Annotated in this window: 15 protein-coding genes and 1 tRNA gene; 13 read left to right on the top strand and 3 right to left on the bottom strand. The window is 62.6% G+C overall.

What is annotated here, in order from left to right:
* Nucleotides 1-50 precede the first annotated feature (50 nt).
* The 4 genes from AC1DYW_RS00635 (at nt 51) to AC1DYW_RS00620 (ending at nt 4,765) form a co-directional block, all read left to right on the top strand.
* Entirely contained in the window at nt 51-1,895 is a 1,845-nt protein-coding gene (locus AC1DYW_RS00635; RefSeq protein ID WP_477225550.1) for an ABC transporter substrate-binding protein, read from the top strand.
* 2 nt (nt 1,896-1,897) lie between these two features.
* Complete coding sequence (locus AC1DYW_RS00630) at nt 1,898-2,896, top strand: ABC transporter permease (protein WP_457155012.1); 999 nt, start codon at nt 1,898-1,900, stop codon at nt 2,894-2,896.
* Complete coding sequence (locus tag AC1DYW_RS00625; RefSeq protein ID WP_477224757.1) at nt 2,893-4,074, top strand: ABC transporter permease; 1,182 nt, start codon at nt 2,893-2,895, stop codon at nt 4,072-4,074. Before AC1DYW_RS00630 ends, AC1DYW_RS00625 begins: the two co-directional genes overlap by 4 nt.
* A gap of 211 nt (nt 4,075-4,285) precedes the next feature.
* Nucleotides 4,286-4,765: a class I SAM-dependent methyltransferase gene (locus AC1DYW_RS00620; RefSeq protein WP_184872685.1), complete on the top strand. Its 480-nt coding sequence runs from the start codon at nt 4,286-4,288 to the stop codon at nt 4,763-4,765.
* Between the two features lie 248 nt (nt 4,766-5,013).
* Here the strand turns inward: AC1DYW_RS00620 and AC1DYW_RS00615 are convergent, their stop codons facing one another.
* Entirely contained in the window at nt 5,014-6,429 is a 1,416-nt protein-coding gene (locus tag AC1DYW_RS00615) for a DUF5939 domain-containing protein (RefSeq protein WP_477224756.1), read from the bottom strand.
* A gap of 204 nt (nt 6,430-6,633) precedes the next feature.
* Between AC1DYW_RS00615 and AC1DYW_RS00610 the strand changes: the two genes are divergently transcribed.
* The 3 genes from AC1DYW_RS00610 to AC1DYW_RS00600 all read left to right on the top strand — a co-directional run bounded on the left by AC1DYW_RS00610 (nt 6,634) and on the right by AC1DYW_RS00600 (nt 9,556).
* Entirely contained in the window at nt 6,634-7,458 is an 825-nt protein-coding gene (locus AC1DYW_RS00610; RefSeq protein ID WP_477224755.1) for a hypothetical protein, read from the top strand.
* A gap of 74 nt (nt 7,459-7,532) precedes the next feature.
* On the top strand, nt 7,533-8,051 hold the full coding sequence (locus AC1DYW_RS00605) for a GNAT family N-acetyltransferase (RefSeq protein WP_457154896.1): 519 nt from the start codon (nt 7,533-7,535) through the stop codon (nt 8,049-8,051).
* A gap of 119 nt (nt 8,052-8,170) precedes the next feature.
* Nucleotides 8,171-9,556 carry a hypothetical protein gene (locus AC1DYW_RS00600; RefSeq protein WP_477224754.1) on the top strand — a complete coding sequence of 462 codons (1,386 nt, stop codon included), beginning with the start codon at nt 8,171-8,173 and terminating at the stop codon, nt 9,554-9,556.
* Nucleotides 9,557-9,570: 14 nt separating this feature from the next.
* Here AC1DYW_RS00600 and AC1DYW_RS00595 read toward each other — a convergent pair whose 3' ends face one another.
* The gene (locus AC1DYW_RS00595) at nt 9,571-11,340 is read right to left on the bottom strand and encodes an adenylate/guanylate cyclase domain-containing protein (protein ID WP_477224753.1); all 1,770 of its coding nucleotides are present in this window, start codon (nt 11,338-11,340) and stop codon (nt 9,571-9,573) included.
* A gap of 240 nt (nt 11,341-11,580) precedes the next feature.
* Between AC1DYW_RS00595 and AC1DYW_RS00590 the strand changes: the two genes are divergently transcribed.
* Both AC1DYW_RS00590 and AC1DYW_RS00585 read left to right on the top strand, forming a co-directional pair.
* Nucleotides 11,581-14,880, top strand: coding sequence for an ATP-binding protein (locus AC1DYW_RS00590; protein WP_477224752.1), 3,300 nt, complete (start codon nt 11,581-11,583; stop codon nt 14,878-14,880).
* Between the two features lie 17 nt (nt 14,881-14,897).
* Nucleotides 14,898-15,578 (top strand): redoxin domain-containing protein, encoded by a 681-nt coding sequence (locus AC1DYW_RS00585; RefSeq protein WP_477224751.1) that lies wholly within the window; start codon nt 14,898-14,900, stop codon nt 15,576-15,578.
* Nucleotides 15,579-15,670: 92 nt separating this feature from the next.
* Here the strand turns inward: AC1DYW_RS00585 and AC1DYW_RS00580 are convergent.
* A tRNA-Gly gene (locus AC1DYW_RS00580) sits at nt 15,671-15,745 on the bottom strand.
* A 184-nt stretch (nt 15,746-15,929) separates the two neighbouring features.
* On the opposite strand from AC1DYW_RS00580, the gene AC1DYW_RS00575 reads away from it, so the two are divergent.
* From AC1DYW_RS00575 to AC1DYW_RS00560, 4 genes are all read left to right on the top strand, one after another.
* Nucleotides 15,930-16,427 carry a prolyl-tRNA synthetase associated domain-containing protein gene (locus tag AC1DYW_RS00575; protein ID WP_477224750.1) on the top strand — a complete coding sequence of 166 codons (498 nt, stop codon included), beginning with the start codon at nt 15,930-15,932 and terminating at the stop codon, nt 16,425-16,427.
* 77 nt (nt 16,428-16,504) lie between these two features.
* On the top strand, nt 16,505-17,506 hold the full coding sequence (trxA, locus tag AC1DYW_RS00570; protein WP_477224749.1) for a thioredoxin: 1,002 nt from the start codon (nt 16,505-16,507) through the stop codon (nt 17,504-17,506).
* 162 nt (nt 17,507-17,668) lie between these two features.
* Nucleotides 17,669-18,340, top strand: a complete 672-nt coding sequence (locus tag AC1DYW_RS00565; protein WP_095083949.1) for an LON peptidase substrate-binding domain-containing protein — start codon at nt 17,669-17,671, stop codon at nt 18,338-18,340.
* Between the two features lie 104 nt (nt 18,341-18,444).
* Nucleotides 18,445-18,687 carry a Trm112 family protein gene (locus tag AC1DYW_RS00560; protein WP_477224748.1) on the top strand — a complete coding sequence of 81 codons (243 nt, stop codon included), beginning with the start codon at nt 18,445-18,447 and terminating at the stop codon, nt 18,685-18,687.
* Nucleotides 18,688-18,709 lie beyond the last annotated feature (22 nt).

Raw genomic sequence — 18,709 nt, 5'->3', positions numbered from 1 at the left:
TCAGCCGGCGCACCATCCTTGGCCTCATGGCTTCGGCATTTCTGCCGGGCATGTCGCGCGCCGGCGATCTGGAGCCGGAATTTCTTCAGCCGGAGCTGAAGGCCAGGGCGCTGCCGGCACTCGCCGAACGCCTGCCCAAGAGCCCACGCGCGGTGAATCTCGCTGCGATGGGCCGGCAGCCAGGCCAGTATGGCGGCACGCTGCGTACGATCATCGGCAGCCAGAAAGATATCCGGATGATGACGATCTACGGGTATGCCCGCCTGGTCGGCTATGACGAAAAGCTCAACATGCAAGCCGACATCCTCGAGAGTTTCGACGTGGCGGATGATCGCGTCTTCACTTTCAAGATACGGGAAGGGCACAAATGGTCTGACGGTAGCCTGCTGACGCCGGAGGATTTTCGTTATTGCTGGGAAGATGTCTGGCTCAACGATGAGCTTTCGCAAGGCGGGCTCGCCCCGGCCCTGCTGGCGGACGGCAAGCCGCCACGCTTCGAGATCGTCGATCCGTTGACGGTCCGCTATAGTTGGGATGCGCCCAATCCCGACTTCCTGCCCAAGCTCGCCGCTGCTGCGCCGCTATCGCTTGTCCTGCCGGCCGCCTACCTCAAGCAGTTCCACAAGAAATACCAGGATCCGTTCCGGCTCGCCGGCCTAATGAAGGAGAACCGGGCCCGGAAATGGACGCTCCTGCATATCCGCATGTCGCGGCAGTATCGCCCGGAGAACCCGGACCTGCCGACGCTCGATCCCTGGCAGAACCGGACCAAGCCGCCGGCTGAGCAGTTCGTCTTCGAGCGCAACCCGTTCTTTCATCGAATAGACGAGAATGGCCGGCAACTGCCCTATGTCGACCGGATTGTCATGAATGTCAGCTCGTCGACGATCATTTCCGCCAAGACCGGTGCGGGCGAGAGCGACCTGCAAAGCCTGGGAATTGACTTCACCGATTACTCCTTCCTGAAGGATGCGGAGAAGCGCTACCCGGTGAAGATGCATCTGTGGAAACGCACACAGGGTTCGCGGCTGGCGCTGCTGCCCAATCTGAATTGTGCCGACCTGGTGTGGCGTGGCCTTTTCCGTGACGTGCGCGTGCGCCGCGCACTTTCGCTGGCTGTGGACAGGCGCGAGATCAATTTGGCCGTGTTCTACGGGTTGGCGCAGGAAAGTGCCGATACGGTGCTGCCGGAGAGCCCGCTCTTCCGGCCGGAATTCGCGAAAGCCTGGGTCGCCCATGATCCCGACCAGGCCAATGCCCTGCTCGACGAGGCCGGGCTTCAGCAGCGTGGCGATGACGGGGTGCGGATACTTCCCGATGGACGCCCGGCGCAAATCATCGTGGAAACGGCCGGCGAAAGCACGCTGGAAACCGACGCGCTCGAACTCATCACCGATCACTGGCGCAAGATCGGCATCGCCCTGTTCATCCGGACTTCGCAGCGCGACATCTTCCGTAGCCGCGCGGTTGGCGGCCAGATCATGATGTCGATGTGGTCGGGCATCGACAACGGCGTGCCGACCCCCGATATGAACCCGTACCAGCTGGCCCCCACCATGGATGACCAGCTGCAATGGCCGCTCTGGGGTGCTCACTATTTGTCTCATGGCAAGATGGGTGAGGCGCCCGATCTTCCGCCTGTGGTCGAGTTGATGGCTTTACTCGCGCGCTGGAACGCATCGACCGAAAGCACGGAGCGCGCCGAAATCTGGACTTCAATGCTGTCGATCTATACCGATCAGGTGTTTTCGATCGGCACGGTGAACGGAACGCATCAGCCGGTTCTGGCATCCTCGCGGCTGCGCAATCTGCCTGACAAGGCGCTCTACGGCTACGACCCGACTTCCTATTTCGGTGTCTATATGCCGGATACATTCTGGCTTGGAGAGTCCTGAGCGTGTTTCGATATCTTGTCTGGCGTATCGCTGTGATGGTTCCAACGCTGCTGATCATATCGGCGCTGGTGTTCACGATCATCGAACTTCCCCCAGGCGACTATTTCGACAGCTATGTTGCCGAGCTTCGGGCTCAGGGCGAAGCGGTAGATTCCGACCGCATCGAGATGATGCGCAAGGAATATGGTTTCGACAAACCGGTGGTCGTTCGCTACTTCTACTGGGTCGGCGGGATGCTGCAGGGCGATTTCGGCTATTCCTTCGAATATGAGCTGCCGGTTCGCGACGTCGTCGGGGACCGAATGTGGCTGACCGTGCTGGTTTCCTTCGTCACGATCATCTTCACCTGGCTCATCGCCTTTCCGATCGGCATGTACTCCGCCACGCATCAATACAGCTGGGGCGACTACGGCCTGACTTTCTTCGGCCTTCTCGGCCTTGCCATTCCGAATTTCATGCTGGCGCTGATCCTGATGTATTTCGCCAACATCTGGTTCGGCACATCCATTGGCCATCTCATGGACCAGCAGTATCTCGGCGAGCCGATGAGCTGGGCCAAGGCGAAGTCGATCCTCGCCCATCTCTGGATCCCGGTCCTGATCATCGGCACCGGGGGCACGGCAAGCATGATCCGGCGGCTGCGCGCCAATCTGCTCGATGAGCTACACAAGCAATATGTCGTCACCGCGCGCGCCAAAGGCCTTCATCCCTTCAAGGCGCTGGTCAAATATCCGCTGCGCATGGCGCTCAATTTCTTCATTTCCGACATCGGCTCTATCCTGCCGGCCATCATCTCCGGCGCCGAAATCACGGCGATCGTGCTGTCTTTGGAAACGACCGGGCCGATGCTGATCAAGGCGCTGCAAAGCCAGGACATGTATCTGGCAGGGTCGTTCCTGATGTTCCTGGCTTTCCTGACGGTCATCGGCGTCCTGATTTCCGACCTGGCGCTGGCGCTGCTTGATCCACGAATTCGTTTGCAGGGCGGTAGCACCAAATGAACACGCATTCGCCGCTGCCCGCTCCGGGTGCTCCACTGCAACACTACGTTTCCACCGCGCCCCTTGACCTGCAGTCGGTCGAGGCGATGACGCCGGAGCAGTCGAAGGTCTTCCAGGCGTCGCAGTTGCGGTTGATGTGGTGGAAATTCCGAAAACACCGGCTTGCCCTTGTATCCGGCATATTCCTGGCAGTGCTTTATTCCGGGATACTGATCTGCGAGTTCCTGGCGCCCTACAATCTGCACACGCGCAACATGGACTTCATCTATGCGCCGCCGCAGCGGGTGCGCCTGTTCCACAACGGCGAGTTCGTCGGGCCGTTCGTCTATGGCCGCGAGATGACGCTGGATATGGACACGCTCAAGCGGAACTACATTGAGAACCACGACGATGTTCAGCGGCTCCGTTTCTTCTGCAGGGGCGACAGTTACCTATTCTGGGGCCTGATCGAAGGTGACAGGCATTTGGTCTGCCCTGCCGAAAACGGCCAGCTCTTCCTGGCCGGCACCGACAGGCTGGGGCGCGATGTGCTCTCGCGCATCATTTATGGCGCACGCATTTCGCTGACGATCGGCCTCGTCGGCATCAGTTTCAGCTTCCTGCTCGGCATCGTCATCGGCGGACTGGCCGGCTATCACGGCGGTATCTTCGACCTGATCGTTCAACGCATCATCGAAGTTCTGCAATCGATCCCCAGCATTCCGCTATGGCTGGCTCTGGCGGCGATCATGCCGATCACCTGGAGTCCGGCGGTGATCTATTTCGGCATCACCGTCATCCTCGGGCTGCTCGACTGGACCGGACTGGCGCGGGCAGTGCGTTCAAAACTTCTGGCGTTGCGCGAGGAGGATTACGTTCTGGCCGCGCAATTGATGGGGGCCAACAGCAGCCGCATCATCGGGCGGCACCTCATTCCCGGCTTCATGTCGCATCTGATCGCAACGGCGACGCTCTCCATACCCAGCATGATCCTGGGCGAGACGGCACTGAGCTTCCTTGGGCTTGGCCTGAGGGCGCCGATAACCAGCTGGGGCATCCTGCTCACCGAGGCGCGCAGCGTCAACGTGATCGCGTTCTATCCATGGCTGCTTTTGCCGATGCTCCCCGTCGTTCTCGTCATCATGGCGTTCAACTTCCTCGGCGATGGCTTGCGGGACGCCGCGGACCCCTACAAGTGAGATCGCTATCCCACCGCGCTTCGTGCCGCCTGCGCCACCCCGGTATGACCCTTGCAGGTGGCCTGTCCGGTTGTTGCAATGTTTACCGTTCGCCTCTATACGCGGCGAAATTCGATCGGGGTTTGGCAGGTGCCCTCGGGTTTCAGCCGCGAACCGCCCTGGTCGCGGGCGTCGCCGATTTCTTGGGCTGGTTCAGGACGTACAATTTCATATGAGTCGCCTCGAGAGTTTCATCCGCAGGATGACCGCACAGCGCGACATTCTCGATCAAGTCTGTGTCGAGGTGGCGAAGATCGAGGGCCCCGTGCTCGAACTCGGCCTCGGCAATGGCCGGACGTTCCACCACCTGCGCGAGCGCCTGCCCGGACGTCGGATCGTGGCGTTCGACCGGGCACTTGCCGCACACGACAGCTCAATTCCCGACGCTGAAAACCTCGTGCTCGGCGAGATAAGCGAGACGGCGCCCAGGTTCATTGGCATCGACGCCGCTCTTGTCAATGCCGACCTCGGAACCGGCCATGAAGATCGCGATGTGGTGACCCTTAGCTGGCTTCCCGATCTGATCGCGCGCCTGCTTCGCGTCGGTGGCTTCGCGGTCAGCGGCATACCGCTCCATCACCCGCAGTTGCAACGCCTCCCTCCGCCGCCTTCGGTGCCCACCGATCGTCTATTTGTCTATAGGCGTGTGTGAGGGGCCGAGACGACCCGCGTCCCGTTGAAACGGATTCAGGCGACGCGCTTTGAGTTTTTGTCTTTATGCATCTCGTTGCCCCAAAACCGGGGCCACTTTTGGGCGAGATGCGGTGCAGCGGTTCACCGTTTTACGGAAACGCCGAACCCGCTCTGTCTCTTTGTTTTAACGCAATTCCCCATGGGAACGCGCCACGCGCTTTTCCCGGGAAAACCGTCTCACACTTTTCCTGGAATTGCTCCAAGTATTCAGGGGATCGTATAGACTGCTATCTCCCGCTCAATGCCGCGCAGCGAGACCTCGTGGGGCACGGGCGTCAGCGCTTTCCTGTGCAACAGATCGGCTGTCAGATTGTCATCGACCACCGCACGAGTGGCGAAGATCGCCTGTGCGGTGGCAAGGTTCTGGACCCGCGAAGCAATGTTGACCGTCTGGCCGAAATAGTCCTGTCGCTCGTTCATGGAGACGGCGATGCAGGGGCCCGCATGGACACCGATCTTGAGCAGCAGATCCTCGCGCCCGCTCTTGTCGTTGAGCGCACGCATGGCATCGCGCATCCTGAGGGCGGCGGCAATCGCACGATCAGGCGTCGCGAAGGTCGCCATCACCGCATCACCGATCGTCTTCACCACCGCGCCTGTCTCCGCCGCGACGATCTCGTGCAGAACCTGGAAATGCTCGCGCACGAGATCGAAGGCTGAAAGGTCGCCCACCCGCTCGTAGAGCGCGGTCGATCCGCGCAGGTCGGTGAACAGGAAGGTCAGGCTGGTGATCTTCAGGCGCTGGTCGATGTCGAGCGTGTCCGCGCGATAGAGATTGCGGAACGTCTGGTTGGTGAGCAGGCGCTTGGCCGTCAGGAAGGGCCGGCGTTTGCTCAGCAAATCATGCAATGCCGGTCCGGCAATGAAGACCGTCGGCAGCACGCGGGTGTCGGTCCTGTTTTCCAGCGAAATGCGCATCGGGCCGGGTTGCATCTCCAGCGTCTGGCTCTGGACATGGTCGCGGTCGAAGACCAAGGAGAGGCTTCGGCGCTCCTTTGTTGGTTCGCCCTTCGCGTCGATGAACTGCGCTGAATGGGTGACTGGCTCGAAGACGATAATGAACTCGGGCGGAAGCCGTATGGGCAGAACCGCCTTTTCACCGGGCGCAAGCTCGATACCTTCCAGCAAGAACGCTTCCATCTTTTTGGCGAAATCTTCTTCCGGCAGATCGACGCCGGACGCCCAGTAGATTTGGCGGAAATATTCCAGCAACGGCAGTTCGTGTGGATTGTGGGCAGCAATCCTGCGCACGCGGGGACTGACGGTGAATGTCACCTCGACCATCTCGTCGAGGGTCGGCGGATAGCCCTCGGCGCACAGCGCGCATGTGTATTCGTCCTTCTGCAGGGTTTTCAGCGTGGCATTGGTGTCGAGCACGCCGCCACAGCCGGGGCACAGAACATTCCAGGAAATGTCGAAGATGCCCACCCGTGCCGCGTGGAGAAAGGCGCCTATGGTGCGTTCCTCGTCGAGGCCAAGCTTGCCGGCGAAGGCTGGCGCATTGATGCGGCAAAGTTCGCGGTCCTGGCCCTCCGCGATGGTTTGCTTGATCGCGTCGATTGCCTGCGGATCGACATCGGTCGATTGCCGCAGAAGCGAGAACAGATCCTGAGCTTCGTTCATCGTGCAGGCTCCGGAAAATGCGCCCCCGAGGCGTGTTGATCCGGACCGCTCTCTGGTCCGAGTCGCCATTTTACTGCGAAACTGACCGTACGGCCATTCGAATAGACAAGACTGGTGACAGTCCAATTTCCATTCAGCAGATTTTCACCGGCCGCAAGCGGCACTATGATGGTACATTGGGCATTCATTTTTGGGGCTTCTCCCGTGCCGACATCCGACAATCCGCCATTTCCCGCGGCTCTGCGCCTTTTCTCCGCAGGGGTTATCATCGTCCTGATCGTAGGCGCCGGCCTGTTTTTCGCACCGGCACTGGTCAAGCCGCGCTGGCCCTGGCCCGTCACGCCATTCAGTGCCCGCTTCCTCGGCGGCTTCTACACCGCCGAAATGGCGGTGATGGCGGCACTCTTGTTCTGGAATCGCTGGTCGCCCGGCAGGCTGGTGCTCGTCATGGCCTTCATCTTCACCGTCATCGTGTCGGCGGTTTCGTTGATCAATCTCGGCTATTTCAATTTCGAGCGCAAAGCGGCCTGGCTCTGGTTCTTGGTCTATCTTGCCTCGGCCGCGGTATCCGGGCTGTTCCTGTGGCGGGCCAGGGCCCGTCCTTCAGCAAGAGGCGTGACCTTAAACCCCGCATGGCGCGGCTACATGTTGGCGGAAACGGCGATCCTTGGGCTCTATGGCGTCGGCATGTTGCTGTTTCCCGTGATGGTCAGCAGCACTTGGCCATGGCCGGTCGATCCTTTCCACGCCCAGGTCTACAGCGCCATCTTCCTCGCTGGCGCTGGCGGCGCATATCTGGTCTGGAAAAGCGCGCCGCGCGAGGAACTGCTGGTGCTTGGCCTGGCGCAGTTTCTGGTTGGCCTGCTTTCCATCCTTGGTCTCGTCATCACCGACGCTGCGGTGCATCGGATCGACTGGACGGCGCCCAAGACATTGTGCTGGCTTGCCCTTTTCGGCTGGATCGGCATCAGCGGCGTCTTCAAACTCTCCGCCGCCTCCCGCTATTTCAGCGCGCAATCGGCAGCATAGCTTGCAGAGATAGCTGGATTTTCAGGTGACGTCCGGTGCATCGTGCCGGGCCTATTGCCTTCGCCGGGAACGCCATGACCAGCACGTCATCCTCCGAGAAGATCCAACTGCAGCTCCGCGCCATCCGGCCAAGCGATGCGGAAGCGCTTTGCGCCATCTTCAACATGCCGGGCTTCCGCTGGGGCACGCTCAGGATGCCCTTCGAGATGGTGGAGCAGGTCGAGCGGCGGATCGCCAAGGCCGGCCAGGAAACCACCTGGATCGTCGCGGAGCTGGACGGCAAGGTCGTCGGCCATGGCAGCCTGGTCGTGCAGGGGTCGCCACGCCGGTCGCATATCGGCGAGATCAATATCGGCCTTGACGATGGCTTTGTCGGCAAAGGCATCGGCTCTGCCATCCTTGGCGCGCTGCTTGACGTGGCCGATAACTGGCGCGCGCTGAAGCGGGTCGAATTGACCGTCTATGCCGACAACGAACCGGCCGTCCGTCTCTACACAAGCCATGGCTTCGAGGTCGAAGGTCGGCATGTGAAGGCGGGTTTTACCGACGGGCAGTACCACGATCTGCTCAGCATGGCCCGACTGCGGTTTTGAGATCCGTTGTTTGGAGACTTGCCTGTTTTGATCGAGTTGACGATCTATGTGTGGGCCGGCCGGGTCCAGCAAGTCTGGTCTCCCTTGGCGTTTGCACCGCGAGCGGCTAGACGGGACCAATGACCGCCGTCTCTGACCCAACTGCTGCGCCTCCGGCGGAAATTCTAGCTGTGCTGTCGCTGCTCTGCCCGGAAGTCGTGCGTGATATCGAGCAGAGCTGGAATGCGCCGGTTTCCGATTACGCCCGCCATCTGTGGCGGCCGGTGGCGAGGCCTGCGTCGGGCCCGGCGATCGCTGCCCGCTCGATCCTGCGCGTCGTCCTGCATCAGCGCCTTGGTGCGATCATGCAGCCTCAAGAGATCGGCAAGGCCCTCGAAGAGTTCGAGTGCAGACCGGTGATCCAGTCCGGCCTGCACTGCCTGCTGCTGATGGACCGGATCACCTTCGATGCCCTCCTGCTTGCCTGGCTCGGCGCGGTCGAAAACGGGCTGTCGGCCTTCGTCGGCTTCATGGGAACGACGATGACCATGGAGACGAATGGCCGGGAGGGGCCGGGATGGCTCGATGTCGGCGACGACAAGGTCAATTTGTTTGGCATGGGGCGCCACAAACTGTGCCGCAAGAGCGCCTGCGTGGCCGGTCCCGTCTCCCTCAACAAGCGCGCGCTCGAAGTGGTGGGCGATGAAACGGATGCCAGCCGTTGGCTGGGCACGCTGCTTGCCAGCCAGGACAAGGCATTTGGGACCGCCGCCGATGCGCTGACCGCCCTCAACGAGGATCTGGTCGCCGATTGGGATCGTTCCGGCATGGCCCGGCCGGTCTTCATCGATGATCGGCTCGCCGCAGCCGCCATGGCGCGGCATCTGGAAAACGACGGCAGCCTTCTTTCCAGGCTGCTCATCGAGCCGGCAAGGCGCCAGCGTCTCGACCATGCCTTGCAAGAGGCGGCATCGGGCCCATTTGGCAGATTCCTGCCCAATAGCACGGCCTATTTCTGGGGCATCCGCGAGGAACGCGTGCGCAAGCTGGTGCTCGAGAACGGGCTGTTGATCGAGCCTGACAGGCCGCATGGTCTCTCCATCCCGTTCGAGCGGCCGCATCTCAGGCAGGCGCTGCTGGACGGCGTGCTGCTGCCGAACCTGTTCCTGATGTTCCTCGTCCTTGCCATCTTGCCGCGCGTGCGGGTTGTGGGCGGCCTGAGACAGATTGGCTATGTAGCGCTTTTCCACTCGATCCTGCTGGCTGCGCTAGACGAAAACGCGCCGGAAGAGCGCGATCTGGCTGCGGAGCTGCAGGTTCGGGAAAATGCCTGGGGCATGCGGGTCATCGATGAAAAGATCTCGGTCCGCGAGCAGCTTGCCGGCCTGCCGGAAGGGGCGCTTTTCCCGGATTTGCTCCGGCAATACCGATTGCGGACCTTTGCCGAGACGACCGACGACCTGAAACTGGTTCGCGAAAACGCCCGATGGCGCAAGATCGGCCAGGCAGGCATCAGGGCGACCTGACATTGCCGCAGCTGTCATTGCACGACCCCGGCCTTGCGGAGCCCATCCACCACGAGTTCGAAATCGGCAGGATTCTTGTAGGGCAAGACCTTGCGACGGTATTCCAGCGAATAGTCGGGATTGAGGCGAAGCACCTCCTGCCATGCCGCGCGGGCCTCGGCGAAACGGCTGAGATGGCCGTAGCAGGCGGCTAGGAGCGCACGCGAGACGTCGGTGATAGCGTTGCGAGCCAGCCGTTGCTGCAAGAGGTCGACGGCCTCTTCGTACCTTCCCAGATGAAACGCGGCCAAAGCCTGGAAGTGCAGAAGCACATCGGGAAAGTACGGGTTCAAGGTCTTCCCTCGGGCGAAACTCTTAAGCGCCTCCTCGGGCCTGCCCGAATAATACAGTGCCTCGCCGAGGATGACGTGCCCTTCGGCGAAGTTCGGATTGAGGGCGATCGCGTGCTCGGCCTCGTCGATGGCCCCATCGTGCCGTCGTGTGTACAGCTTGGCTATAGCCAACGCCCAGTGCGCCCAGGGATCACTGTCATCCAGCGTTACCGCTCGCGTTGCGACCTCTTCCGCTTGCGCCATCGATTCCGGCGGCGAGGCACTCCACCTGTTCAGGTAATCGAGTCCGTGCGTGAGGGCGAGGAAAGCGTGGGCAGAGGCAAAGTTCGGGTCCAGGTCGATGGCACGTTGCAAGACGTCACGGGCTGCGACGTTGGTCTCCTTCGTCAGCCGGTGCCACAGCTCCCGGCCCCGCAGGAAACAGTCATACGCCTCCGCGTTGCGCGGGTGCTCAGGCGCCAGCCGCTGACGGTCACCCGCAGTCAGATTGAGCGCCAGCGCACCGACGATCTGCTGTGTCACGTCGTCCTGCACGGCGAATATGTCGGTCAGCTCACGATCGAACCGCTCCGCCCAAAGATGGCCGCCCGAGGTTGCATCGATGAGCTGCGCGGTGATGCGCACCCTGTTCCCCGACTTGCGTACGCTGCCCTCAAGCACATGCCGCACGCCGAGCTTCGTGCCCACCTCCTGCACCTGGACGTTCTGGCCCTTGAAGGTGAACGACGAATTGCGCGCGATGACGAAGAGCTGCGACAGTTTGGACAGCGCCGTGATGATGTCCTCGGAGATGCCGTCGGCGAAGTAGTCCTGTTCGGCGTCACCGCTCATGTTGGCGAACGGCAGGACGGCGATCGACAGCTTCGGCGGCGCTGCCGTCGCCGGTCGGCTCGCGGTTTCCGAGGTCGCGGCCGCCCTGGTCCCGGCGCTGCCGACCTGCAGCGAATAAACCCGGATCGGCTCGGCGATGTTCTTGAGCTGCGTGCTGCCGAGATCGCTGACCGAGAGGTCGAGCCTCGCCTTGACCTGGCGATAGGCATCCTCGGACAGGCAGATGGCGCCCGGCGCCGCGACGCCCTCCAAACGCGAGGCGATGTTGACGCCGTCGCCCATCAGGTCGCCGTCGCTTTCCTCGACCACATCCCCCAGATGGATGCCGATCCTGAACTCGATGCGGCGGTCCTGCGGCACGCCGGCATTGCGCTCGACCATGCCATTTTGAACCTCAACGGCGCAGCGCACGGCATCCACCACGCTGCGGAACTCAACCAGCGCCCCATCCCCGGTGCGCTTGATCACCCGCCCGTTGTGCACGGCGATGATTGGGTCGATCAGGTCGCTGCGCAGGGCCCGCAACCTCGCCAAAGTACGATCTTCGTCCGCGCTCGCGAGCCGGCTGTATCCGACGACATCCGCGGCCAGGATTGCGGCCAGCTTGCGATTCTCGCTCATCGGTCCGTCTCCTCGTCCCCACAATAGCAGGAAGACGGAGGGTCCGAGGGAACTTTCGCAAAAGACGGCTATGCAGCCGCCCGAATCGCCAGCGCTCCGCCCGGGATCCACACGGATCGCTCGATGCCGATTTGCGCTGCCGCTTGCTGGTCGACGCCTAACGGTTCATCCTTGTGAATACCCTGGTCGTGACGTGCGTAGGGAAATCACGCCGCCGCGGCCGCTAGTGAGGTCTTGTCGATGGACTGCTCGGGCTGCGGTTTCGAGGTTGAGAGCGGATTCGCTTTCTGTCCGAGGTGTGGCAAGCGCCAGCCCGTGCCATGCGCCAGTTGCGGTTACCCCTGCGCACCTGATTTCGAGTTCTGTCCGAAATGCGGGGCAAGCGTCGGTGCGGCCGCAAAAGCTGTCGAACGGCCTGCTCCGACACCGAGCCGGACCATCGTGCCCCCTTCTCGAACGCCGTCGCTGCTTACGAACATCGAGAGCGACGATGGGCTGCATCCCGTCTCCGACGCCGATCGCCGGACGGTGACGGTCCTGTTTGCCGACCTTTGCGGCTTCACGACACTCAGCGAGCAACTCGACCCCGAGGTGATGCAAGCGCTGCAGAACGAACTGTTCAAGGAATTGACGGCGGCCGTGCGAAACTTCGGTGGTTTCGTCGACAAATTCATCGGCGATGCACTGCTCGCTCTGTTCGGTGCGCCGGTCGCGCATGAGGACGATCCGGAACGTGCGCTTCGCGCCGCTCTCGACATGATCGCCCGGACGGCGCGGCTGGGCGAAAGCGCCCCCCACTCCGGCTCGCCTCTGTTGCTCCACATCGGCATAAACACCGGCCCGGTCGTCACTGGCGGATTGGGCATCGGCACCGCCAAATCCTATTCGGTGACCGGCGACACCGTGAATACGGCGCAACGTCTGCAATCACTGGCCGCACCGGGTGAGGTGCTGGTGGGCGAGCTCACTCACAGGCTGACCCGGCATGCCTTCTCTTACGAGCCGCTGGGTGATGTCGTGCTTCGCGGCAAGGCTGGCACTGTGCTCGTCCATCGTCTGGATGCACCGCTCGCGGCGCCGCGTGCGGCACGTGGGCTTGAGGCGCTCGGCCTCAGCGCACCGATGATAGGCCGTGATGCGGAGCTGCATAGAATGCTGGCGAGCCTTGACCAGGCGTGCGGCGGCTCGGCCCAACTTGTCCGCCTCGTTGGAGAAGCCGGTATCGGGAAATCGCGGCTGGTGAAGGAGTTCGTCGCCCGCGTCGGCGACGAGGATCGTTTTCGCAACCTCGCCGTGCGGCAGGCCACGTGCTCACCGCTGGGCGAACGATCATTTGGCGCCTTGGGCGCAGTGGTGCGCAGCGCTGCCGGGATGATGCAGAACGACACTGGGGACGAAATGCGGGGGAAGCTCGCAGGCTTGTTGACCGATCTCGGCCTGCAGGGCGAGGAGGCAAAGCGGCTGATGCCCTTGCTCTACCATGTGCTTGGCCTTGGCGACCCCGTTGCCACCTTGCAGCATGTCGAGCCCGAGCAGCTGCGGCGGCAAATTCTCTACGCAGTCCGCACGATCATCGAACGGCGGCTTGCGTTGTCGCCGCTGTTGATCGTCGTCGAAGATCTGCATTGGGCCGACGCCGTGTCGCTCGAAGCACTGCGTTTCGTGATGGACAGGTTGGAACGCACGCGGCTGATGCTGCTGGTCACGCATCGTCCGGAGCCGGACCACGGCCAGCTCGACTCAAGTCGGGTCAGTCACACAGCGCTCAGGCTTTCGCCGCTCAGCCGCGATGACGGACGCAGCCTGCTGGCGGCGCTTTTCGGCGAGAGCTGGGTAAACTCCGCAGGAACGCTTCTTGACCAGATCCTCGAGCGCGCGGGCGGCAACCCCCTTTTTATCGAGGAGATCGTTCGCGGCCTTATCGATCGCGGTGTCCTGGTGCGCGAGGGCCAGCAATGGCGCACTGTGGCAGGCGAAGCCGCAACCGGCATTCCCGCCACGATCCAGGCAATGTTGCTTGCCCGTGTCGACCGGCTGCCCCAGGAGGTGCGCCGGTTGGCCCAGGAAGCCGCGGTGATCGGCCCGCGCTTCGATGCCATACTTCTGAAAGCCGTGACAGCCGACCCCGGCCGGCTGGAATCCGGCTGCGAACTGCTTTGCGATGCGGAAATCATCGAGGAAGTTGCCGGATCAGGCTCGGTCTCGTCGCAAAGCTACCGTTTTACGCAAACTTTGCTGCAGGACGTGATCTACCAGAATCTGCTTCTGCAGCGCCGGACCGACATCCACGGGCGGGTCGGTGCTGCCTTGGAGCGACAGTGCGGCGACAGACCGGAACGGCTCGAGGATTTGACCGTGCTCGGTCATCATTTCGCACAGAGCGCCGAGCGGGAGAAGGGCGCGCAGTACCTGCAGGCCGCGGGCGATCGCGCTCGCATGATCTACGCCAACGACGACGCCCTTCGTTTCTACGAGCGGGCACTGACTGCGTTGGGTGCGGCCGGGCAAACACCGCTCAAACTGGCGATTGCAGAGCGCATTGCCGATCTGAGCGGCCCGGCAGGCCGCCGCGAGATCGCGCACCACCATTACGAGACGGTGTTGCAGGCATACCGCGAGTCAGCCGATCGTGTCGCTTCGGCGCGCGTTTTGCGTAAGATCGGTCGGCTGCTCTGGGACGTCGGCAAGCGCGACAACGCAGAATCGCGCTATGCCGAAGCGGCAGCGCTCCTCGATGGAGCGGATGCCCCGATCGAGCAGGCGCATCTGTGGCAAGAACGTGGCCGGCAGGCGTTCCGTAGCGGGGATCACGCTCTCGCGGCAAAATGGGCGGATGCGGCGCTGGATTGCGTGCGCACACTGACAAAGGAGCATGTCTCCGAGGCCGGGCGTGATGCCACTCTTGTGACCGCCGAGGCCCTCAATACCAAGGCAGTCGCGCTGGCTCGCCTTGGGCGAAACCGGGAAGCCGTGGGTCAGGTCGAGCGTAGCATTGAACTGGCCGAAGCCGCCGGTCTGCTGGGCGCGGCCTGCCGCGGCTACACCAATCTCGGCGTGCTTTACACGACCATCGATCCGACACAGGCGATGGCGGTCTGTCGGCGCGGTCTCGAAGTGGCGCGCCATATTGGTGACCTGGGTTTCCAGGCACGCCTCCTCGCCAATCTGGCGGTCGCTTGTTGTACTTTCACGGATCGCTGTCCAACGGAGGGCGTCCCTGCTGCCGAGAAGGCCATCGAGATTGACCGGGCGCTCGACCAGCGCGAGCACCTGCCGGTGCCGTTGATCGTGCTTGGGCAGATCCACCAGTGCAACGGCCGTCCGGAACTGGCGGTCGGCTTGTTCCACGAAGCCCTGGACGTAGCCCGCGAAACGGGCGAACCCCAACTGCTGTTTCCGTGCTATGATGGTCTCGCAACGCTTAATCTCGACATCGACAATCTGGCCGAGGCCGAACGCTACTTTTCCCTGGCGCAGGGTATATGCGCCCAGCACGGGCTCGACCCGGAAGCGCTTGTGGTGCTGCCTTTTCTCGACTAGCCGGGTGGGAGGTTGAAATGTCCGCGCCTCGTGACTTGGTACCGCTTCAACCGGGCGACCGCGCGCCGAACGTGGTACTCGACGCCATTACCCAGGAAGGCAAGATCGCGCTAGACGACTTCCGCGGACAAAAACCGGTGCTGGTCGGCTTGTTTCGAGGTCTGCATTGTGCGTTTTGCCGGCGCCATATCGCCGCCCAGGCGCGGCTTGATCCGGAGCTGCGCGAGAAGGGCGTGGAGAGCCTGACGGTGGTCAACACGCCGATCGAACGGGCGCGCCTCTACTTCCGCTACCACCCGATGCCGAATCTGCTTGCGGCCTCCGACCCTGAACGCGCTTCACATCGTGCTTTTGGACTGCCCAATCTCGAATTCACCCAAAACGAGACGAACTGGCCGTACAAGGTCTCGATGGCAGCGGTAAAGGATATGCGGATTGAGATGCCAGGCGAGTTGCCTGGTCCTTTGGATCCTTTGGCGGCCGGCGAAATCCTCGACAAGAGGGACCATTACGAACTGACCGAAGCCGACGAGCAGATGTTGGCAACCGGGCACGGACAACTGGTCGGTCAGTTCCTTTTGGACCGGCAGGGGATCGTGCGCTGGAGCTTCACCGAGGTTCCGGAGGGTGGGCGATACATGTTTGGGGCGCCAAGCCCGCAGGAGCTCATGTCAGCCGTGTCCCAAGTCGCCCAATAGGCTTGCACCGCTACATCACTGGTTGGCAAGGCCATGTAAGCAAAAGGCGCCCCGAAGGGCGCCTTTTAGTCGCTTGATTTCCAGAAGGAAACTGGAGCGGGTGAAGCGATTCGAACGCTCGACCCCAACCTTGGCAAGGTTGTGCTCTACCCCTGAGCTACACCCGCTCACACGGCGTCTTGGCCGCAAGCCGGGCCTATATGGCTGAAGAGCGCGGCGATTGCAACAGGGAAATGTCACGCATTTTGTTATGCGGCGGGCGCGCTCGCCGCGATGTCGTATGACGGTCTTGTGTCGGCTGCCCCATTGGCCGTAAACGGCTTGGCAGGAAACGGGACGAAGACAAAACCGATGCCGAAGACCGAAGCTGAGCTGATGGAATTTCTTGCCGAACTCGGGATCGCCGCCTCGACGCGGCGCCATCCGCCGCTGTTCACGGTTGCCGATTCGCAGGCGCTGCGCGGCGAAATCGCCGGTGGCCACACCAAGAACCTGTTCCTGAAGGACAAGAAGGACAATTTCTTCCTGGTCAGCGTCGGCGAGGACGCGGTCGTCGACCTGAAGCAGATCCACCAGGTCATCGGCGCCGCCGGCCGCGTGTCCTTCGGCAAGCCGGAGATGCTGATGGAGCTGCTCGGCGTGACGCCGGGGGCGGTCACGGTCTTCGGCCTGATCAACGACATTGCGGGCCGGGTCAAGGTGGTTCTCGACAAGGCGTTGATGGACCATGCGGTGATCAACGCTCATCCGCTGACCAATGAGGCAACGACGTCGGTCGCAGCGGCGGACCTGATCAGATTCGTCGAGGCAACCGGCCACGATGCTGCTATCTTGAAAGTCTCCGCGTGATCGCCACATGGATGGCCTAAGTCAGATTGTCTGAAAGCGCCTGGCCGCCGGCGGCCGCGCCACGGAAGGGTAAAGAGATGAGCGACAACAATCCGTTTGGAAGCCATGGCGGCCAATATTCCACCACCGTGCAATATGGTGGAACCGAGGCTCCGCGCGCGAAAGCCGCGCTTGGCGAGGCGCCGCCGGCCGCCGCCCCAGGGGCCGCCGATGTGATCAAGGACACGACGACCGCCGCCTTTGCCGCCGACGTCATCCAGGAATCGCGCCGCCAGCCGGTGCTGGTTGATTTCTGGGCACCCTGGTGCGGGCCGTGCAAGCAGCTGACACCGCTGCTGGAGAAGGCCGTCAAGGCCGCGGGCGGCAGGGTCAAGCTGGTCAAGATGAACATCGACGACCATCCCTCGATCGCCGGCCAGCTCGGCATCCAGTCGATCCCGGCGGTCATCGCCTTCAAAGACGGCCAGCCGGTCGACGGCTTCATGGGCGCGATCCCGGAGAGCCAGATCGCCGAATTCATCACCAAGGTCGGTGGCAAGGGCAATGGTGCGCCGCCGGTGGCCGAGGCCCTGGCCGCGGCAGCCGAGGCGCGCGAGGCCGGCGACATGCAGACCGCGGCCGATATCTACGACGCCATCCTGGCGCAGGCGCCGGAGACGGTCGAGGCGATTGGCGGGCTGGGCGACCTGTTGTTCGAGGCCGGTGACATCGTGGGCGCCGAAGCGTTGCTGGCAACGGCGCCCGAGGCCAAGAAGGATGCGCCGCCGCTGGCCGCCCTGCGCGCCAAGATGGCGCTGGCGGCGCAAGCGGCAGCACTTGGCAACCCGGCCGAGTTCGAACGGCGCTTGGCCGAGAACCCCGGCGATCATCAGGCGCGTTTCGATCTGGCCATGATCCAGAACGCCAATGGCGATCGCACGGCGGCGGCCGACAATCTGCTGGCCATCATCAAAGCCGACCGCGCCTGGAACGAGGACGGCGCCAAGACGCAATTGCTGCAGTTGTTCGAGGCCTGGGGCATGACCGACGAGGCGACGCTTGCGGCGCGCCGCAAATTGTCGTCGCTGCTGTTTTCCTGAGCCGGTTAGCGATTGTTTTGGTCGCGCAGGCTTGCGGCCGGCGGCCATAGCGCCACATTACCAGTGACCCATGCATGTCGCGCAAAAGTGGCCCCGGCTCTGCGAAAGGGATATGCATAGAAGCAACACCCGCTTCCCTATGGAAGCGATCGGAGGATTGAGGTGCAAGCGGGAAACGCGCATTACCGGCTCGCCAAGAATTTGCCGTCGACGATCCCGATCTTTCCGCTCGAGGGTGCGCTTTTGCTGCCGGGAGGCCGCATGCCGCTCAACGTCTTCGAGCCGCGCTACCTGCAGATGGTGGACGAGGCGATCGCCGGCTCGCGGCTCATCGGCATCATCCAGCCCAGCCTCGACGGCGCCTTGCGCGACGACGGCGAGCCGGAGCTCTGCAATGTCGGCTGCGCCGGGCGCATCATCGCCTTTTCCGAAACCGGCGACGGCCGCTATCTGATTTCGCTGCAGGGCGTTTGCCGGTTCCGCATCGCCCACGAGCTGACGGTCAAGACGCCGTTTCGCCAGTGCAAGCTGGCGCCCTTCCTGGCCGATCTCGACGAGGACCAGGCGGCGAACGAGATCGACCGGCCATCGCTGCTCAAGGCGTTTCGCGCCTATCTGCAGGCCAATGACCTCGAAGCCGATTGGGAAAGCGTCAGCCGGGCCGAAAACGCCATGTTGGTCAACGCGCTGTCGATGATGGCGCCCTATGGGCCGGCCGAGAAACAGGCGCTGCTCGAGGCGGCGGATCTGAAGACACGGGCCGAAACGCTTATCGCCATCACCGAAATGGCGCTGGCGCGCGAGAATGAGGATTTTGGTTCGAGCCTGCAATGAGATGCGTCGATACCTAGCCGACCTGCAAACAGCGAATTTCCTGCGCTGGCGGGTTGACCTTGCTCTCGACGCATCTTGGACCCGACACTTAAGAAGAGGACACGATGGCGGCGGATGGGCGTGACGGGAAGAAGGTCAGTGTCGACCCCAAGCTGCTGGAGCTGCTGGCTTGCCCGCTGACCAAGGGGCCGCTGACCTGGGATCCAGAGCGTGGCGAACTGATCTCCCGGGTCGCCAAGCTCGCCTATCCGGTTCGCGACGGCATCCCGATCATGCTGCCTTCGGAAGCGCGGACGCTCTCCGTGGAGGATGTGTTGTCGCCGCCGCGTTTGAGTGGGCCGTCTTGAGGGGTGGCGAGATTGGCAGCGG

It is taken from the genome of Mesorhizobium sp. P2_D5 (assembly GCF_056404355.1).
This window is presented reverse-complemented; position numbering and strand designations above follow the sequence as displayed.